The following is a 15,199-nucleotide window of genomic DNA, read 5'->3' as shown; positions in this document are numbered from 1 at the left end:
CGTACCCCTGTCTTCACCCTTGCCACGACGCCGTGCCCTTCTTGTTCTGCTCCTCGGTGCGGCCGGTCCGGATCCCCGGCCCCGGCCGCCCAAGTATCGACCACGCGGATCACGCATGTGTTCATCGGGTACCGCGGCGTGTGGTCATCGTGTTCCCCTGGCCGTGTACTCCGCCAGCTTCGGCACGTCCTTGGAGGTGACGATCGCGGGTCCGGTCAGGACGGGCTTGCCGCCGCCGATGACGTTCGCGTTGGTCTTGTAGAGCCACAGTTCGTCGACGGAGAGGTAGCCCTGGAGATAGGGCTGCTGGTCGACGGCGAAGCCGACCTCCTTCGCCTTGAGGCGCTTGACGACCTCGGCGTTGAGGTCGAACGTGTCGACCTCGGCCTTGCTGCCCGCGTCCTCCTTGGCCTTCACCGAGTACGCGGCGATCGGCGCGCCGAGCGCGACGACGGCGTCGATGTCCTTGGTGGCCTGGAGCTTCGCGCTGATGGAGGACTGGGATCCGGGCGCGTCGGTGCCCTGGACGTTCAGGTTCTCGACCGATCCGTCGAAGGTCTTCTTCACGCCCGCGCAGCGCTGTTCGAGCGAGACGTTGCCCTGCTCGTGGATGACGCAGAGGGCCTTCTTCCTGCCGCGCGAGTTCAGCTCCTCGCCGACCGCCTCGCCCGCCACCGACTCGTCCTGGCCGATGTGGCCGAGCGCCCCGAACCGCGCGGAGAACTCGCCGCCCGAGTTGATCGTGACGACCGGGATCCCCGCAGTCTCCGCCTTGGCGAGGACGGCCTTCATCGCCTCGGGCTTGGCCAGGGTCACGACGATCCCGTCGACCTTCTTGTCGACGAAGGACTGGACGAGCTCGGCCTGCCCCTTGGCCTCCTTGTCGTTGGCGTAGAGGAACTCGACGTTGTCCTTGCGGGCGGCCTGCTTGGCACCGCTCTGGACGATGTCCCAGAAGGTGTCGCCCTCGCCGGAGTGGGTGACCATCGCGATCTTGAGGCGGGGCGTGTTCACGCCCTTCCCTCCCCCGCCGCCGTCCCCCGACCTGTCCTCGTCGTCCTTGCCGCCGGAGCTGCTGCAGCCGACGGCGAGCGCGAGGACGGCTATGAGGGCTGCGGTCGTGCGGGCTGTACGCATGGGACCACCTCTTCTCCCGGCCGCCCGATTGCGGCTGGGGGAGTTCTAGCGGCGGGCGTGCGGCAGCGTCAATGAATTTGTCAGAACATTCTGACTATGGCCGTACGAGGAGCTGGAACTCGAAGGAGTAGCGCGAGGCCCGGTACACGTGCGAGCCGAACTCGACCGCGCGGCCCGTGTCGTCGAAGGTCGTGCGGCGCATGGTGAGCAGCGGGGCGCCCGCGCCCGGCTCGGCCAGCCGCTCGGCCTCCTCGGCGGTCGCGGCGCGGGCCCCCACGGACTGGCGCGCGCTGTGCAGGGTGAGGCCCGCCGCGCGCATCAGGCGGTAGAGCCCGGTGGCCTCCAAGCGCTCGGTGTCGAGGTCGAGGAGCCCGCCGGGGATGTGGTTGGACAGATACGCCATGGGCTCGCCGTGGGCGAGGCGCAGCCGCTCGATGAGATGCACCTCGTCCCCCTCGCCGACCCCGAGCGCCGCGGCGACCTCGGCGGACGCGGGCTCGACGGTGTTGCGCAGGACGCGGGTCTCGGGCCGCTGGCCCGCCGCCTCCAGGTCGTCGAAGAGGCTGCTCAGCTCCAGGGGGCGTTTGACCTGGCTGTGCACGACCTGGGTGCCGACGCCTCTGCGCCGCACCAGCAGGCCCTTGTCGACCAGGGACTGGATGGCCTGGCGGACGGTGGGCCGGGACAGGCCGAGCCGCCCCGCGAGCTCGATCTCGTTGCCGAGGAGGCTGCCGGGGGTCAGGGCGCCGCGTTCGATCGCCGCTTCCAGCTGCTGGGAGAGCTGGAAGTAGAGCGGGACCGGACTGCTGCGGTCCACACCGAGGCGCAGCGCGACGGTGGGGTCCTTGATCGGCTTGTCCTGGGCTGCTTTGGCGACTGGTTTGGACACGGGCCGAGCGTAGTCCCGGGAGAGGATGACGGGAAGTTCTGTTGTCAGGACAGTTCTGTTGTCAGGACAAAGCATTGACAGGAGCGGCGGGGCGTGGCGAGTGTGGGTCCATGCGCATCGGACTGATCGGAACGGGCCGGATCGGCACTTTTCACTCGATGACCCTTGGCCGTCATCCCGAGGTGACGTCCCTGGTCGTCGCCGACGCGGACGGCGCCAGGGCGACCGACCTCGCGGAACGGATCGGGGCGACGGCGGCCCCCTCCGTGGACCAGGTGTTCGCCCTCGGGGTGGACGCCGTGGTGATCACCGCGGCCACCTCCGCACACGCCGAGCTCATCGGCCGGGCGGCCCGCGCCGGGCTCCCGGTGTTCTGCGAGAAGCCGATCGCGCTCGACCTGCCGGGCACGCTGACCGCGCTCGCCGAGGTCGACGCCGCGGGCACCGTGCTGCAACTCGGTTTCCAGCGCCGCTTCGACGCGGGGTACGCGGCGGCGCGCGACGCGGTCCGCGCGGGCGCCCTCGGCCGACTGCACACGGTGCGGGCGATCACCTCGGACCCCGCCCCGCCCCCCGCCGCGTACCTGCCGCTCTCCGGCGGTCTGTACCGCGACTGCCTGGTGCACGACTTCGACGTGCTGCGCTGGGTGACGGGGCGCGAGGTCACCGAGGTGTACGCGACCGGTTCGGACGCGGGCCCCGCGATGTTCCGCGAGGCGGGCGACGTCGACACGGCGGCGGTCCTGCTCACCCTGGACGACGGCACGCTCTGCACGGCGACGGCGACCCGGTGCAACGGAGCGGGTTACGACGTGCGCATGGAACTGGCCGGTGAGCTCGACCAGTTGGCGGTCGGCCTGGACGACCGCACGCCGCTGACCTCCGCGGAACTCGCGGGCCCCGCCGCACCGGACAAGCCCTGGCCCGGCTTCCTCGAACGGTTCGCGCCCGCCTACGAGGCGGAGCTCGCCGCCTTCGTCGAGGTCGTACGGGGAGAGCGGGCGAACCCCTGCGACGGCCGCGAGGCGCTGCACGCGCTGCGGATCGCGGAGGCGTGCGAGCAGTCGCGGCGCGAGCGCAGGCCGGTGCGGATGGCGGAGATCCCCGGTCCCGTCCGGCCTGCCTGACCCACCCGCCGCGCCGCTCACGCCGTGGAGAGCACGGTCCCCTGGGCGATCGCGCACAGGACCTCGGCGCCCTCGGCACCTTCCGCCGGGGCCGCGCCGCTCACCGTGAGCAACTCGCAGCGCACCACCGCCTGCCGCCGTCCCGAGTGCGCGACGGTGGCGCGGGCGATCAACTTGGCGCCGGTCGCCGGGCGTACGTACTGAATGGAGAACCCGGTGGTCAGCACGGCGGGCCCGAGCGTCGTGCCCGCGGCGAAGGTGATGCTGTTGTCCGCCGCGTACGCGAGGACTCCGCCGTGCAGGAAGCCGTTCTGCTGGTGGAGTTCCTCGCGGATGTCGATCTCCAGCGTGGCCGCGCCGTCGCCGAAGCGCGTGATGCGCGTGCGCAGGAGACGGCTGAACGGCTGGGCGTGCAGGACCTTCTGGGCCATCGCGAAATCGATCGGCTCGACCGGCAGGGGCTCGGCCGGCACGGGCTCGCTCGGCTGGGACTCAGTCATGAAGGGACTTCTATCACCTCAGCGCGGCTCGTCGAGCAGTCCCGCGTCATGCGCCAACAGCGCGATCTGCACCCGGTTGTTGAGGTCGAGCTTGGTCAGGATGCGGGACACGTGCGCCTTGACGGTGGCCACGCTCAGGAAGAGTTCCGCCGCGATGTCCGCGTTGGATCCTCCTCTGCCGATCGCGACGGCGACCTCCCTCTCGCGCTCGGCCAGCGTGCCGAGCCGCTCCACCGCGCGCCGCCTGCGGTCCGTCTGCGGGTCCACGCCGGTGACCTGCGTGATCAACTGCTGGGTCACGGTGGGCGAGAGCACCGGTTCGCCCGCGGCCACCGCGCGTACCGCCGCGACGATCTCGGCGGGTGCCGTGTCCTTGAGGACGAAGCCCGCGGCGCCCGCCCGCAGCGCGCGCAGGACCTGTTCGTCGGCGTGGAAGGTGGTGAGGACGATGACTTCGGGGGCGTCGGGCCGCTTGCGCAGTGCCTCCGTGGCGGCGAGGCCGTCCATCGTGGGCATGCGGATGTCCATCAGGACGACGTGGGGGCGGAGTTCACCGACCAGCGGGGCGACCTCCGTACCGTCGCCCGCCTCACCCACGATCTCGATGTCGTCCGCGCCGCCGAGCATGAAGCAGAGACCGGCGCGGACCAGGGGGTCGTCGTCGACGAGGAGCAGCCTGATGGTGTTCATGGGGCCCACGGTAGCCAGGCCTCCAGGTGGAAGCCGCCCTCGGGCGGCACGCCGTGCCCGAGCCTGCCGCCCGCGAGCGAGGCGCGCTCGGTGAGGCCGATCAGGCCCTGCCCCGAGCCCGGCACCTTCGGTACGTCGCCGACGGGTGCGGGGTTGCGCACGGAGAGCGTCAGACCCTCGCCGGGGGCGCCCGACACGACGACGGTCACCTCGGTTCCCGGGGCGTGCTTGCGGGCGTTGGTCAGCGCCTCCTGCGCGATGCGGTACGCGGTGCGGCCGACGGCCGCGGGCACGGCCGCCGGGTCGGCGACGTGGTTGTCCAGGACGACCTTCATGCCCGCCGCGCGGGACTCGGCGACCAGGGTGTCCAGGGCCGTGAGCGTGGGCTGCGGGCGGCCCGACGCGTCCGCGTCGCCGCCGCGCAGGACGCCGATCACCTGGCGCAGGTCCTGGAGCGCCTCGTGGGAGCTCTCGCGGATGACGCCCGCGGCGCGGACGATCTCCGCGCGGGGCGCGTCGGGGCGGAACTCCAGGGCGCCCGCGTGCACGCTGAGCAGCGTCAGCCGGTGCGCGAGGACGTCGTGCATCTCGCGGGCGATGGCCTCGCGGGCCAGGCGCTGGGCCTGTTCGGCGCGGAGCGCGGCCTCGTTCTCCGCGCGTACGGCGCGGTCGCGCAGGCTGAGCAGCAGTTGGCGGCGGGAGCGTACGAACATGCCCCAGCCGAGGACCGCCGTGGTCAGCAGGACGCCGAAGGCGATGGAGATCCCGTACGGCATCTCCGAGTCGGGCCGCAGCCAGTAGGTGAGGGGCACCGCCGCGGCCGAGATCCCGCCGATCCAGGCGACGTACCGGAAGGGCCGGTGCACCGCGAGGGTGAAGAGGGCGATGACCGCGGCACCGCCCGCCGTGTCGGAGGCCACCGACACCGGCACCATCGCGATGGCGAGACCCACGGGCCAGCGCCGGCGCAGCCAGACCGCGGCGCAGGCGAGTGCGCCGATCACCTGGTCGAGTTCGGCGTAGCCCGCGGAGACGTGCGGATTGTCGCCGACCGCGTCGGCGCCGATCATGCCGATCAGGACGGCCGTGAGGAAGCAGGCGAAGTCGACGAGCCAGTCGCGCACGGTCCGCCGGGTGCCGCGGCGCCGCGCGTGGTCGGGGTCGAGTTCGCTCGCGACGGCGGACGGCAGCGCCCACGGCCTTCTGGCCAGGGGCTGGGGGGTGGGCTCTGTGCCGCTCATGGTCGACAAATCTACGCACTGCCCGGGGCCCGGGGCATCCCGCACGCGTGATCGTCTACGAAAGTCGCGCAGGTCCGCGACTTTCGGACCCGCGCCGTAAGGGGATCCTCGCCCGGCGACGGATGTGCGTGGGGAAGCGCCGGGGCGAGGATCCCGGTATGAGACAGGTACTTGAGGTCCTCGGCGTGCTGCTGCTGATCCAGGGGGCGGCCGGACTGATCCACGAGCTCACCGGCGCCCTGGACGGCTGGGGCGTCGTGCAGCGTCTCGGCTTCCTCGACGGGTACGAGATCTACGCGAGCGTCACCCTGCTCGTCCTGGCCCTCGCGCTGTTCGCCGCGGTGGAGAGCCGCGGGTCACGCTGACAGAGCGCCCCGGACCGTACGACGACGGACTCAGCAGCCGTGATCCACCAGGTCGAAGGACGCGTAGTGGTCGGCGGTGTAGTAGTCCTCCTGGCTCTTGTCGCCGGTCACGATGCGCCGGGCGCCGCGGTCGTCCGAGCCGGGCGTGATGACGGTGTACTCGTGGTAGTAGCCGGAACTCTGCTGGGGCAGCTCGCCCTCACGGTTCTGGAAGACGGTGCCGTCCTGCGGGAACGGGTAGGGGCCGCCCTTGTCGATCAGGTCCAGGGTGTCGTGCGCCTGGGAGGGCAGGGCGGAGTAGCAGATCTCGCCGACCGCGGTGACGGAGTACGAGACGGGGGCGGCGGGCGCCGCGCTCGCGGTGGCCGCGACGGGGCCGCCGATGAGCAGGGCGGCGGCGAGGGCAGTGACGCTGACGATTCGTGGGGGGATTCGCATGGGTCCAGTGTGACGCGCGTAGAGGTTGGCGTGTCAACGTCAAGTGCGGTGAATTTTCCGGGAGTTACCGGTTGTTAACCGAGCACAATCCGCTCTTCGCCGTCACTTCTTCCGCGCATCGGCACATCACCGCGCCCGGCGTCCCAGCCCTGTTCCCACCAGCACCAGCGCCCCGCCCAACAGCCCGAGCCCGCCGAGCCGTTCGCCACCGATCACGATGCCCGTGGCCGCCGCCCACAAAGGCTCCGTGCCGAGCAGCAGGCTCACCCGCGACGGCGAGGTCCTGCGCACCGCCCACATCTGGACGAAGAAGGCGACGAGCGTGCAGAAGACGGCGAGGAAGAGCAGGCCCGCCCACTCCCGCGCGCCGAAGCCCGCGGCGACGGACCACGGAGCGTCCCCCGCGCCCGCGGCCGCGAGCAGCGCGAACACCAGGAGGGCGCCGCCCAGTTGGACCGTGGTGAGGGAGAGCGAGTCGGCGTCGCGCACCGCCTTGACGCGCGCCATCGCGAGGACGTGCGCGGTGCGGGCGAGAGCGGCGAACAGGATGAGCAGATCGCCGACCGACGGGCTGGTGAAGCCGCCGCTCTGGGTCAGCAGGACCACGCCGAGCACGGAGAGCCCGGCGGCGGCGAGGAACACGCGCGGCGGCCGTGTCCGTCGCGCCGCCGCCTCGGCGAGCGGTGTGAAGACCATGGTGAGGCTGATGATCAGGCCCGCGTTGGTCGCCGATGTGTGCACGACGCCGTAGGTCTCCAGGAGGAAGATCCCGGCGAGGATCAGGCCGAGGAGCCCGGCCCCGCGCCACTGCGCGGCCCCGAGGCCCCGCAGGGAGCGCCACCCGACCACCACCAGGGCGGGCAGCACCACCGCGAACCGCAGGACGAGCACGGCGACGACCGTGTGCGCCGTGGTGATGCCCTTGGCGGCGAGGTAGCTGGCACCCCACACCACGGCCACGAGCAGCACGGGCAGGTCGGTCAGCCAGGCACGGCGCGGGGCGAGGGCGGCGGGGGCGGCGAGGGTCGACACGGGGCGCGGTCTCCAACGGGTGCGGCAGCGGCCGACGGGTGCGGCAACGGCTGCGGCGGTGTGGAGACTTCGGCGGCTCGCACGCGGAGCGCACACCGTATCCGTCGAAGATCGCGCCGGGAAGGGCTCGCGCGGTCAGAAGCTCCCGTACTCCGGGCGGCCCGCGCGCTCGTACGTGCTGATGACCACGCCCTTGGACGTCGTGCGCGACCCGGCGAGCCGGAACGCCGTGGGCAGGCCGCCCTCCTCGAAGAGCCGCTTGCCCGTGCCGAGGACGACGGGGAACGTCAGCAGGTGCAGCGTGTCGATCAGGTCGTGCGCCATGAGCGAGCGCGCCAGGCCCGCGCTGCCGTGCGTCTGGAGCTCGCGCCCCGGCTGCTCCTTGAGCGCGGTGACGTCCTTGACCAGGTCGTCGCGGCCGATGATCCGCGTGCCCTGCCAGTCGGCGGCGGTCAGGGTGGTGCTCGCGACGTACTTCGGCAGGGAGTTGAGGCGCGAGGCCACCGGGTCGGTGGGGTCGGTCATCTTGGGCCAGTACCCGGCGAAGATCTCGTAGGTGCCCCTGCCGAGCAGGAAGGCGTCGGCCCGGTCGAAGACCTCGGTGATGAAGGCGCCGAAGTCGTCGTCGCCGTAGGGCGCCGACCAGCCGCCGTGCTCGAAGCCGCCGTCGCGGTCCTCCTCCGGGCCGCCCGGGGCCTGGATGACGCCGTCCAGGGTGAGGAACTGGGTGAAGGTGAGCTTCATGGTGCGTGCCTTCTCTCGGGTGGGTGCCGTGTCGGACAGGTGCCGTGTCCTTCACTACTGAGACCCGTCGGCGGCGCGGAAGTCATCGCCGCCGAGCCGCCGAGAACCGCGTCCGTTTACCGCCAGCCGCGGCCCGCACGAACGCCTTTCATTGAACCCGTAAGCACTTACGGCGCAAGCAGCCGGATACCGACACGGACACATAGAAGAGGTACGAAAAGACATGTCTCCTCTCAGCAGCCCGAGCAGCCTCAGCGGCAAGAAGGCCCTGGTCACCGGCGGCAGCCGCGGCATGGGCGCGGCGATCGCGCTGCGCCTGGCACAGGCGGGCGCGGACGTGGCGATCACCTACGTCCGGAACGAGACCGCGGCCCAGGAGGTCGTCGCCAAGATCGAGTCGACGGGACAGCGCGGTTTCGCCGTCAAGGCCGACGCGGCGGACGCCGGGGACGCCGCGGGCGCCGTGGAGCGTGCCGCCGACGACCTGGGCGGCCTGGACATCCTGGTGAACAACGCGGGCATCGGGGTCCTCGGCCCGATCGGCGACCTGACGCTCGCCGACGTCGACCGGGTCATCGCCGTCAACGTGCGCGGGGTCTTCCTGGCGTCGCAGGCGGCGGCCGGACGGCTCGCGGACGGCGGCCGGATCATCACCGTCGGCAGCTGCATGGCCCAGCGGGTACCGGGCCCCGGCGGCACCCTGTACGCGACGAGCAAGGCCGCGCTGATCGGTCTGAACAAGGCGCTCGCACGGGAGTTGGGCGGGCGCGGCATCACCGCGAACCTGGTCCAGCCGGGCCCCGTCGACACCGACATGAACCCGGCGGACGGCCCGTTCGCGGACGCGCAGAGCGCCATGACCGCGCTCGGCCGCTTCGGCACCGCCGACGAGGTCGCGTCGCTGGTCGGCTATCTCGCCGGGGAGGACGCCGCGTACGTCACGGGCACCGAGCTCTCGATCGACGGCGGTCACGCGGCCTGACCCGTAAAGGAGTTGGGTGCGGGGCGCACCGGGGCTTTCCACCCGGTGCGCCCCACGTTCAGCGGGGGCGGATCAGCCGCCCAGCTCCTGGTGACGGGCGGCCAGCTTGGCCGCGCCGCCCTCGGTCAGCGAACCGAACAGGCGCAGCCGGGAGATGCCGCCGTCGGGGAAGATGTCGACGCGGACGTGCGTGCCGACCACCGGCGCGTCGAGCACGAAGCGGTGGTTGGTGTCGGGCTGCAGGCGGGTGCGCGGCAGCGCCTCCACCCACTCGCCGCTCTCGCCGTCACGTACGGAGAGGGAGGCCCAACCGGCCGAATTGCCCTTCAGGTACGCGGTGTCGATCTCGACGGCGCGGATCTCGGACTGCTGGACGAGCCGGTAGCGGATCCAGTCGTTGCCGTTGTCGCGGCGCCGGCGCGTCTCCCAGCCGTCGTCCATCTTGCGGGAGCGGCCCGGCTGGATGGTGTTGGTGGCCGGGGAGTAGAAGCGATCGGACGCGTCCTCGACCTGGCCGCCGTTCTCCAGGGCGACCACGTCGAAGGTGCCGAGCGCGGCGAGCCACTTGGGGTCGGCGGCGACCTCGCCGTAGACCCGGAGGCGGGCGATGCCGCCGTCGGGGTGCTGGTTGACGCGCAGGTGCGTGAAGCGCTGCTCGACGTCGACGGCGAAGCCGTTGGCGGCGTGCCCGCCGACGGTCGTGCGCGGTACGAGGGTCGTCCACTTCACGTCGTCGCCGAGGAGCTCGTCGGGAGTGGGCGAACCCTCGACGCTCGTGCCCTCCACGGACACGGCCTGCGGGTAGTTGCCGCGGAAGTGGGCGGTGTCGATGACGATGCCGCGCACGACGCCCGGGGCGCCGAGGCGGACGAGCGCCCAGTCGTGGTCGTCGGCGGTGGGCCACGGGTGCTCACCGGACACACCACGCCGACGGCGGGTCTCCCAGCCGTCCATGACCTTGCCCTTGTGCCCGAAGTGCTCCGGGTCGAAGACGGCGTCGTGCGGCAGGAGCAGGTTCTCGCGCATCGCGAAGAACTCGTCGTTGGCGGCGATCACACCGGCGCCGAGCTGCCGGTCGGCGAGGTTGGCGTACTGGGTGAAGGGGAAGTCGGCCGTGCGGTAGTCGGCAAAGGGCTCGCCGCCGCCGTAGGGGCTCGCGTCGCCGGTGAAAGAAGGTATCGCCGTCACTTTTTAGCTGTTCCTTTCCAGAAGTCGGCCTGCGGGTTCGCTGAACTCGCCGCCGTGCAGGATGCGTTCGCCGCGCAGCCAGGTGGACTTCACGACGCCGCTGAGGGTCTTGCCCGCGTACGCCGTGACTCGGTTCCGGTGCTGGAGCTCCGCGGGATCCACGGTGAAGGTCTCGTCGGGCGCGAGGACCGCGAAGTCGGCGTCGCGGCCGGCCTCGATGGCGCCCTTCTGGTCGAGTCCGACCAGTTGTGCGGTGCGGGTGGACATCCACCGCACCACGTCCTCGAGCCCGTACCCCCGCTTACGGGCCTCGGTCCAGACGGCGGGCAGGCTCAGCTGGAGCCCGGAGATGCCGCCCCAGGCGGTCGCGAAGTCGTCGGTCTTCAGATCGGCGGTCGACGGCGAGTGGTCGGTCACGACGCAGTCGATGGTCCCGTCGGCCAGCGCCTCCCACAGCAGGTCCTGGTTGCCCGCCTCCCTGATGGGCGGGCAACACTTGAACTCGCTGGCCCCGTCGGGGACTTCCTCGGCGGTGAGCGTCAGATAGTGCGGACAGGTCTCCACCGTCAGCTTCACGCCCTCGCGCTTGGCGGCGGCGACCAGCGGCAGCGCGTCGGACGACGACAGGTGCAGGACGTGCACGCGGGCGCCGAGCCGCTTGGCGACGGCGATGAGGCCCTCGATCGCCGTGTCCTCGGAGATGCGGGGACGGGTCTGGAGGTAGTCGTCGTACTTGGGGCCGCTCTTGCTCGGCGCCGCCTCCAGCTCGTGCGGATCCTCGGCGTGCACGATGAGCAGCCCGCCGAACCCGGTGATCTCGGCCATGGAGGCGGTGAGCTGTTCCTGGTTGAGCTCGGGGAACTCATCGACGCCCGAGGGCGACAGGAAACACTTGAACCCGTACACGCCCGCGTCGTGCAGCGGCTTCAGATCCTGCACGTTGTCGGGCAGCGCACCGCCCCAGAACCCCACGTCGATGTGGGCCTTGCTCCTGGCGACGTCCTGCTTGGTCCGCAGGTTGTCGACGGTCGTGGTCGGCGGCAGGGAGTTGAGCGGCATGTCGACGAGGGTCGTGATGCCACCGGCGGCCGCGGCCCGGGTGGCGGTCCAGAAGCCCTCCCACTCCGTACGGCCGGGGTCGTTCACGTGGACGTGCGTGTCGACGAGGCCGGGCAGCAGGACGTCGTCGCCGAAGTCCTCCAGGCGGGCGCCGTCCGGCACCTCGGCGTCGTGCGCGCCGACGGCGACGATCTTCCCACCGGCAACGGTGACCGATGCGGCCCGCGTACCCTCCGGCGTGATGACGCGAGTCGAGCGAAGAACCAGCTCAGCGGCCACGTCCTGTTCCGACACCCGTGTCCCCTCTCTTCTGTTCCGCTTCACAGACCTTGTGTTTCCGCTTAACGGAATTCAACGTTCTGTTGAAGGAGTTTTCACGCTCGGCCGCGAGACGTCAAGGGTTCTTTTCTCTCCCTCGACGCACTGGACGTTTCCACAACGTGGAATTAGAATTCCGCTTGCCAGAACGTAGGTACGCACAACCGGACCGTCGAGGGAGCACGGGACATCCCAGCGAAGACGCGGACAAAGGGCCCCCTGAGCCCCTCTGACCGGCGGTGACGCCGTGACGCGCAAGAACCCTTCAGAAGAACCGCCCGGTAGGCTGCTTCCTTGCCCGCCAGCACCGAAAGGAACGCGCCGTGCCGACGTCCAGCGCCAGCGACGCATCTGCTGAAGTCGCCGCCACCAAATCCCCCGCCGCGAGCGGTGGGGTCCAGTCCCTCGAGCGCGCCTTCGACCTCCTCGAGCGGATGGCGGACGCCGGGGGCGAGGTCGGCCTCAGCGAGCTCTCCGCCAGCAGCGGTCTTCCGCTCCCCACGATCCACCGCCTCATGCGCACGCTCGTCGCCTGCGGTTACGTACGTCAGCAGGCCAACCGCCGCTATTCGCTGGGCCCACGCCTGATCCGCCTCGGCGAATCGGCGTCCCGGCTGCTCGGCACGTGGGCCCGGCCCTACCTCGCCCGGCTGGTCGAGGAGACCGGCGAGACGGCGAACATGGCGCTGCTCGACGGCGACGAGATCGTGTACGTCGCGCAGGTGCCGTCCAAGCACTCCATGCGGATGTTCACCGAGGTCGGCCGTCGGGTGCTGCCGCACTCCACGGGCGTGGGCAAGGCGCTCCTCGCCCACACGCCGCCGGAGGAGGTCCGGGCGCTGCTCGCCCGCACCGGGATGCCCGCGGCCACGGAGAAGACGATCACCACGCCGGAAGGGTTCCTCGACGCGCTCGAGGAGGTACGGCGCACGGGGTACGCCGTCGACGACAACGAGCAGGAGATCGGGGTGCGGTGCCTGGCGGTGCCGGTGCCCAACTCCCCCACGGCGGCAGCGATCTCCATCTCCGGTCCGGCCGGTCGCGTCACGGAGTCCGCCACGGACAAGATCGTTCCGGTTCTGCAAGAGGTGGCGGTGGAACTCTCAGCGGCGCTGGCGAGCGCGACGCCTTCCTCCTAACGGCTCCGTCTGCGCCGGGGTGCAGGGGTAGGTGGCGTCTTCCCCACGTCCGGCGCGACGGCACACGGGGGTTTTGCGCAGTTCCCCGCGCCCCTTGAGGGGCGTCGCCGTTCGTGTTCGGCTGCGGGGGTGGCTACTGCCCGTCTGTGGGGCGGGGCCGCGGCGGTATGTCCGTCCTCGCCGTCCCAGATGGCCGCCACACTCCGGGCACCTCGGAACGTGGCCACATGTGCTCCGGGCGGACATACCGCCACGTCCCCTCCGGTCGAACGGCGACCGCGGGCCGGTGGGGGCCGGGAACCCCCGCCGGGGGGCGGTCGCGAGCGCGCGCGAGGGGACGTGGGGGTATGTGCGCACGGAGCACATAAGTGACCGAGGCAAGGAAGCAAGTCCGGTAGCGGTCATCTGGGACGGCGAGTACGCACATACCCCCGCGGCCCCGCCCCCACGACGAACCCAAGGCGCAAGACCCGCACCCACCGAGCCCCGCGACCCCGCCCCAGGGAACGCGCACGGCGCAGACCCGGGAACGCCTACCGCGCCCCCGTCAGCGACAACCTGCCGTCCACCATCTCCACCACCCGATCCGCCACCCCAAGCCGCGCCCGATCATGCGTGACCAGCACCGTCGCCGTCCCCCGCTCCCGCGTCAGCTCCGCCAGCAGGTCCATCACCACGGCCCCCCGCTCATGGTCCAACGCACTCGTCGGCTCATCCACCAACAGCACCGCGGGCTCGTTCATCAGCGCCCGCGCGATCCCCACCCGCTGCCGCTGCCCACCCGACAACTGATGCGGACGCCGCCCCGCCTCCCCCGCGAGCCCCACCGCCGACAGCAGCTCCCGCGCCCGCTCCGGTGCCCCGCGCCGCGCCCCCGCCACCCGTGCCATGAGCTCCAACTGCTCCAGCGCGGTCAACGAGGCCAGCAGGTTCGGCTGTTGGAAGACGATGCCCAGGCGCGTCCGGCGCAGCTCCGCCTTCTCGGACGGGCTCAACGAACCCGTCTCGACGCCGTCGACCACGACCCGCCCCCGCTCCGGTGTGACGAGCGTCGCGGCCACGGCGAGGAGGCTGGACTTGCCCGACCCGGAAGGGCCGACGACAGCCGTCATCGTCCCGGCGGGGACATCGAGCCCCACGCCGTCCAGCGCGGTCAGCCGCCCACCCCCGTCCGGATAGGTCAACGTCACGCCTTCGACGACCAACGAGGACACGGGCATACCCATCGAACGACTCACCGCGCACTTCCCAACGCAACCAACGGATCCACGGCGGTGATCCGCCGCACGGACAGACCGGCCCCGAGCACCCCGAGCACCACCATCACCCCGGCGGGCCACAGCACGGTCGACACCTCGAGGACGAACGGAACGTCGCCCCCACCGATGAGCCACCCCACCCCCACGGCGATCGCGGTCCCGATGCCCGCACCGGCGACGAGCATCACCACGGCCTGCCCGAGCGCGTCCCGCAGGAGGTAGGGCGTGGAGGCCCCGAGCGCCTTCAGGACGGCGATGTCCCCGGCGCGCTGAATGGTCCACACGGTGAAGAACGCCCCTATGACCAGCGCGGAGATGACGAACAGGAACCCCCGCATCAGCTGGAGGGACCCGTTCTCGGCCTGGTAGGAACCGATCGCGCTCAACGCCCCGTCCAGGGACTTGGTCTCGGTCCCTGCCGCCTTGTCGCCCGCGGCCAGGTCCACCCCGTCGCCACCGGTCCGCAACGCGATAACGGTGGCCTGTTCGTCGACGGACGTACCGCGGTGTCCGATTCCCTGCCAGTCGTCAAGGGTGATCCACACGACGGGCGTATGGCTGTACGAGGCATCGGAGGCGATCCGCGCGACGCGTTCGCGCGGACCGCCGGTGCCCAGGCGGACCCGGTCGCCGACGCCCACGCCGAGATCGTCGGCGGCCTGCTCGGAGAGCACCGCCTCGCCCGGCGCGATGCCGTCGGGCGCGATCCCGGAGTCCGGCTCGACGCCGAAGGCGGAGACCGCGCCGGACCGGTCGCCCGCGGTGGCGCTGAGCGTGCTGATCCCGATGGGCCGCGCGGAGGTCACCCCGGGGCGCTCCGCCCACTTCTCCCAGGCGCTCTGGCGTACGAGCGAGTTGGTGAAGGAGACGGACTGGCCGTCGGGGGGCGCGGCGAAGGCCAGCTGGTCGGCGGGCAGCCCGGTGATCGCCGAGGTGTTCTCCTTGGCGAGCCCGGCGGTCAGCCCGGACAGCAGGCCGACGAGCAGGGTGATCAATACGACGACGGCCCCCATGAGGGCGAACCGCCCCTTGGCGAACCGCAGGTCTCTCCATGCGACGAACATGCCCCCACCCTGCGGCCACGCCCACCC

Annotated in this window: 16 protein-coding genes; 4 read left to right on the top strand and 12 right to left on the bottom strand. The window is 71.5% G+C overall.

Annotated features, from left to right (window positions below):
* Window positions 1–144: 144 nt before the first annotated feature.
* Both KY5_RS33615 and KY5_RS33610 read right to left on the bottom strand, forming a co-directional pair.
* Window positions 145–1,137 carry a sugar ABC transporter substrate-binding protein gene (locus KY5_RS33615; protein ID WP_098245725.1) on the bottom strand — a complete coding sequence of 331 codons (993 nt, stop codon included), beginning with the start codon at window positions 1,135–1,137 and terminating at the stop codon, window positions 145–147.
* Between the two features lie 94 nt (window positions 1,138–1,231).
* Window positions 1,232–2,101, bottom strand: coding sequence for a GntR family transcriptional regulator (locus tag KY5_RS33610; RefSeq protein WP_098245724.1), 870 nt, complete (start codon window positions 2,099–2,101; stop codon window positions 1,232–1,234).
* 35 nt (window positions 2,102–2,136) lie between these two features.
* On the opposite strand from KY5_RS33610, the gene KY5_RS33605 reads away from it, so the two are divergent.
* Complete coding sequence (locus KY5_RS33605) at window positions 2,137–3,153, top strand: Gfo/Idh/MocA family oxidoreductase (RefSeq protein WP_098245723.1); 1,017 nt, start codon at window positions 2,137–2,139, stop codon at window positions 3,151–3,153.
* 17 nt (window positions 3,154–3,170) lie between these two features.
* Here the strand turns inward: KY5_RS33605 and KY5_RS33600 are convergent, their stop codons facing one another.
* From KY5_RS33600 to KY5_RS33590, 3 genes are read right to left on the bottom strand one after another with little or no spacing between them, the layout of a single operon-like run.
* Window positions 3,171–3,653: a PaaI family thioesterase gene (locus tag KY5_RS33600; RefSeq protein ID WP_098245722.1), complete on the bottom strand. Its 483-nt coding sequence runs from the start codon at window positions 3,651–3,653 to the stop codon at window positions 3,171–3,173.
* A gap of 18 nt (window positions 3,654–3,671) precedes the next feature.
* Window positions 3,672–4,343 carry a response regulator gene (locus KY5_RS33595; protein WP_098247651.1) on the bottom strand — a complete coding sequence of 224 codons (672 nt, stop codon included), beginning with the start codon at window positions 4,341–4,343 and terminating at the stop codon, window positions 3,672–3,674.
* Window positions 4,340–5,584, bottom strand: coding sequence for a sensor histidine kinase (locus tag KY5_RS33590; RefSeq protein WP_199843356.1), 1,245 nt, complete (start codon window positions 5,582–5,584; stop codon window positions 4,340–4,342). The genes KY5_RS33595 and KY5_RS33590 overlap by 4 nt, the downstream gene beginning before the upstream one ends.
* Window positions 5,585–5,742: 158 nt before the next feature.
* Here KY5_RS33590 and KY5_RS33585 point away from each other — a divergent pair, with 158 nt between their 5' ends.
* The gene (locus KY5_RS33585; RefSeq protein WP_098245720.1) at window positions 5,743–5,949 is read left to right on the top strand and encodes a hypothetical protein; all 207 of its coding nucleotides are present in this window, start codon (window positions 5,743–5,745) and stop codon (window positions 5,947–5,949) included.
* A gap of 30 nt (window positions 5,950–5,979) precedes the next feature.
* Here the strand turns inward: KY5_RS33585 and KY5_RS33580 are convergent, their stop codons facing one another.
* The 3 genes from KY5_RS33580 to KY5_RS33570 all read right to left on the bottom strand — a co-directional run bounded on the left by KY5_RS33580 (window position 5,980) and on the right by KY5_RS33570 (window position 8,163).
* On the bottom strand, window positions 5,980–6,387 hold the full coding sequence (locus KY5_RS33580; protein ID WP_098245719.1) for a ribonuclease domain-containing protein: 408 nt from the start codon (window positions 6,385–6,387) through the stop codon (window positions 5,980–5,982).
* Between the two features lie 126 nt (window positions 6,388–6,513).
* Complete coding sequence (locus KY5_RS33575; RefSeq protein WP_098245718.1) at window positions 6,514–7,419, bottom strand: DMT family transporter; 906 nt, start codon at window positions 7,417–7,419, stop codon at window positions 6,514–6,516.
* Between the two features lie 135 nt (window positions 7,420–7,554).
* A complete protein-coding gene (locus KY5_RS33570) occupies window positions 7,555–8,163 on the bottom strand; it encodes a dihydrofolate reductase family protein (RefSeq protein WP_098245717.1) in 609 nt (202 codons plus the stop codon).
* 223 nt (window positions 8,164–8,386) lie between these two features.
* Between KY5_RS33570 and KY5_RS33565 the strand changes: the two genes are divergently transcribed.
* The gene (locus KY5_RS33565) at window positions 8,387–9,145 is read left to right on the top strand and encodes an SDR family oxidoreductase (protein WP_098245716.1); all 759 of its coding nucleotides are present in this window, start codon (window positions 8,387–8,389) and stop codon (window positions 9,143–9,145) included.
* A 72-nt stretch (window positions 9,146–9,217) separates the two neighbouring features.
* On the opposite strand, the gene alc is transcribed toward KY5_RS33565, so the two are convergent.
* Window positions 9,218–10,333 carry an allantoicase gene (gene alc, locus KY5_RS33560; RefSeq protein WP_098245715.1) on the bottom strand — a complete coding sequence of 372 codons (1,116 nt, stop codon included), beginning with the start codon at window positions 10,331–10,333 and terminating at the stop codon, window positions 9,218–9,220.
* A 3-nt stretch (window positions 10,334–10,336) separates the two neighbouring features.
* Window positions 10,337–11,686 carry an allantoinase AllB gene (allB, locus tag KY5_RS33555; protein WP_234362990.1) on the bottom strand — a complete coding sequence of 450 codons (1,350 nt, stop codon included), beginning with the start codon at window positions 11,684–11,686 and terminating at the stop codon, window positions 10,337–10,339.
* A 347-nt stretch (window positions 11,687–12,033) separates the two neighbouring features.
* Between allB and KY5_RS33550 the strand changes: the two genes are divergently transcribed.
* The gene (locus KY5_RS33550; protein WP_098245714.1) at window positions 12,034–12,849 is read left to right on the top strand and encodes an IclR family transcriptional regulator; all 816 of its coding nucleotides are present in this window, start codon (window positions 12,034–12,036) and stop codon (window positions 12,847–12,849) included.
* Between the two features lie 533 nt (window positions 12,850–13,382).
* On the opposite strand, the gene KY5_RS33545 is transcribed toward KY5_RS33550, so the two are convergent.
* Entirely contained in the window at window positions 13,383–14,075 is a 693-nt protein-coding gene (locus KY5_RS33545) for an ABC transporter ATP-binding protein (RefSeq protein WP_234362989.1), read from the bottom strand.
* Window positions 14,076–14,083: 8 nt separating this feature from the next.
* Window positions 14,084–15,172, bottom strand: a complete 1,089-nt coding sequence (locus KY5_RS33540) for an ABC transporter permease (protein WP_098245713.1) — start codon at window positions 15,170–15,172, stop codon at window positions 14,084–14,086.
* Window positions 15,173–15,199 lie beyond the last annotated feature (27 nt).

The organism is Streptomyces formicae, assembly GCF_002556545.1.
Lineage (GTDB): Bacteria > Actinomycetota > Actinomycetes > Streptomycetales > Streptomycetaceae > Streptomyces > Streptomyces formicae_A.
This window is presented reverse-complemented; position numbering and strand designations above follow the sequence as displayed.

Excerpts from the sequence above, each read along its gene's own strand:
- KY5_RS33580 (WP_098245719.1), bottom strand. The coding sequence starts at position 6,387 with ATGCGAATCCCCCCACGAATCGTCAGCGTCACTGCCCTCGCCGCCGCC.
- KY5_RS33565 (WP_098245716.1), top strand. The coding sequence starts at position 8,387 with ATGTCTCCTCTCAGCAGCCCGAGCAGCCTCAGCGGCAAGAAGGCCCTG.
- KY5_RS33570 (WP_098245717.1), bottom strand. The coding sequence starts at position 8,163 with ATGAAGCTCACCTTCACCCAGTTCCTCACCCTGGACGGCGTCATCCAG.
- KY5_RS33585 (WP_098245720.1), top strand. The coding sequence starts at position 5,743 with ATGAGACAGGTACTTGAGGTCCTCGGCGTGCTGCTGCTGATCCAGGGG.
- KY5_RS33610 (WP_098245724.1), bottom strand. The coding sequence starts at position 2,101 with ATGCTTTGTCCTGACAACAGAACTGTCCTGACAACAGAACTTCCCGTC.
- KY5_RS33615 (WP_098245725.1), bottom strand. The coding sequence starts at position 1,137 with ATGCGTACAGCCCGCACGACCGCAGCCCTCATAGCCGTCCTCGCGCTC.
- KY5_RS33600 (WP_098245722.1), bottom strand. The coding sequence starts at position 3,653 with ATGACTGAGTCCCAGCCGAGCGAGCCCGTGCCGGCCGAGCCCCTGCCG.
- KY5_RS33540 (WP_098245713.1), bottom strand. The coding sequence starts at position 15,172 with ATGTTCGTCGCATGGAGAGACCTGCGGTTCGCCAAGGGGCGGTTCGCC.
- KY5_RS33590 (WP_199843356.1), bottom strand. The coding sequence starts at position 5,584 with ATGAGCGGCACAGAGCCCACCCCCCAGCCCCTGGCCAGAAGGCCGTGG.
- KY5_RS33605 (WP_098245723.1), top strand. The coding sequence starts at position 2,137 with ATGCGCATCGGACTGATCGGAACGGGCCGGATCGGCACTTTTCACTCG.
- KY5_RS33545 (WP_234362989.1), bottom strand. The coding sequence starts at position 14,075 with ATGGGTATGCCCGTGTCCTCGTTGGTCGTCGAAGGCGTGACGTTGACC.
- KY5_RS33595 (WP_098247651.1), bottom strand. The coding sequence starts at position 4,343 with ATGAACACCATCAGGCTGCTCCTCGTCGACGACGACCCCCTGGTCCGC.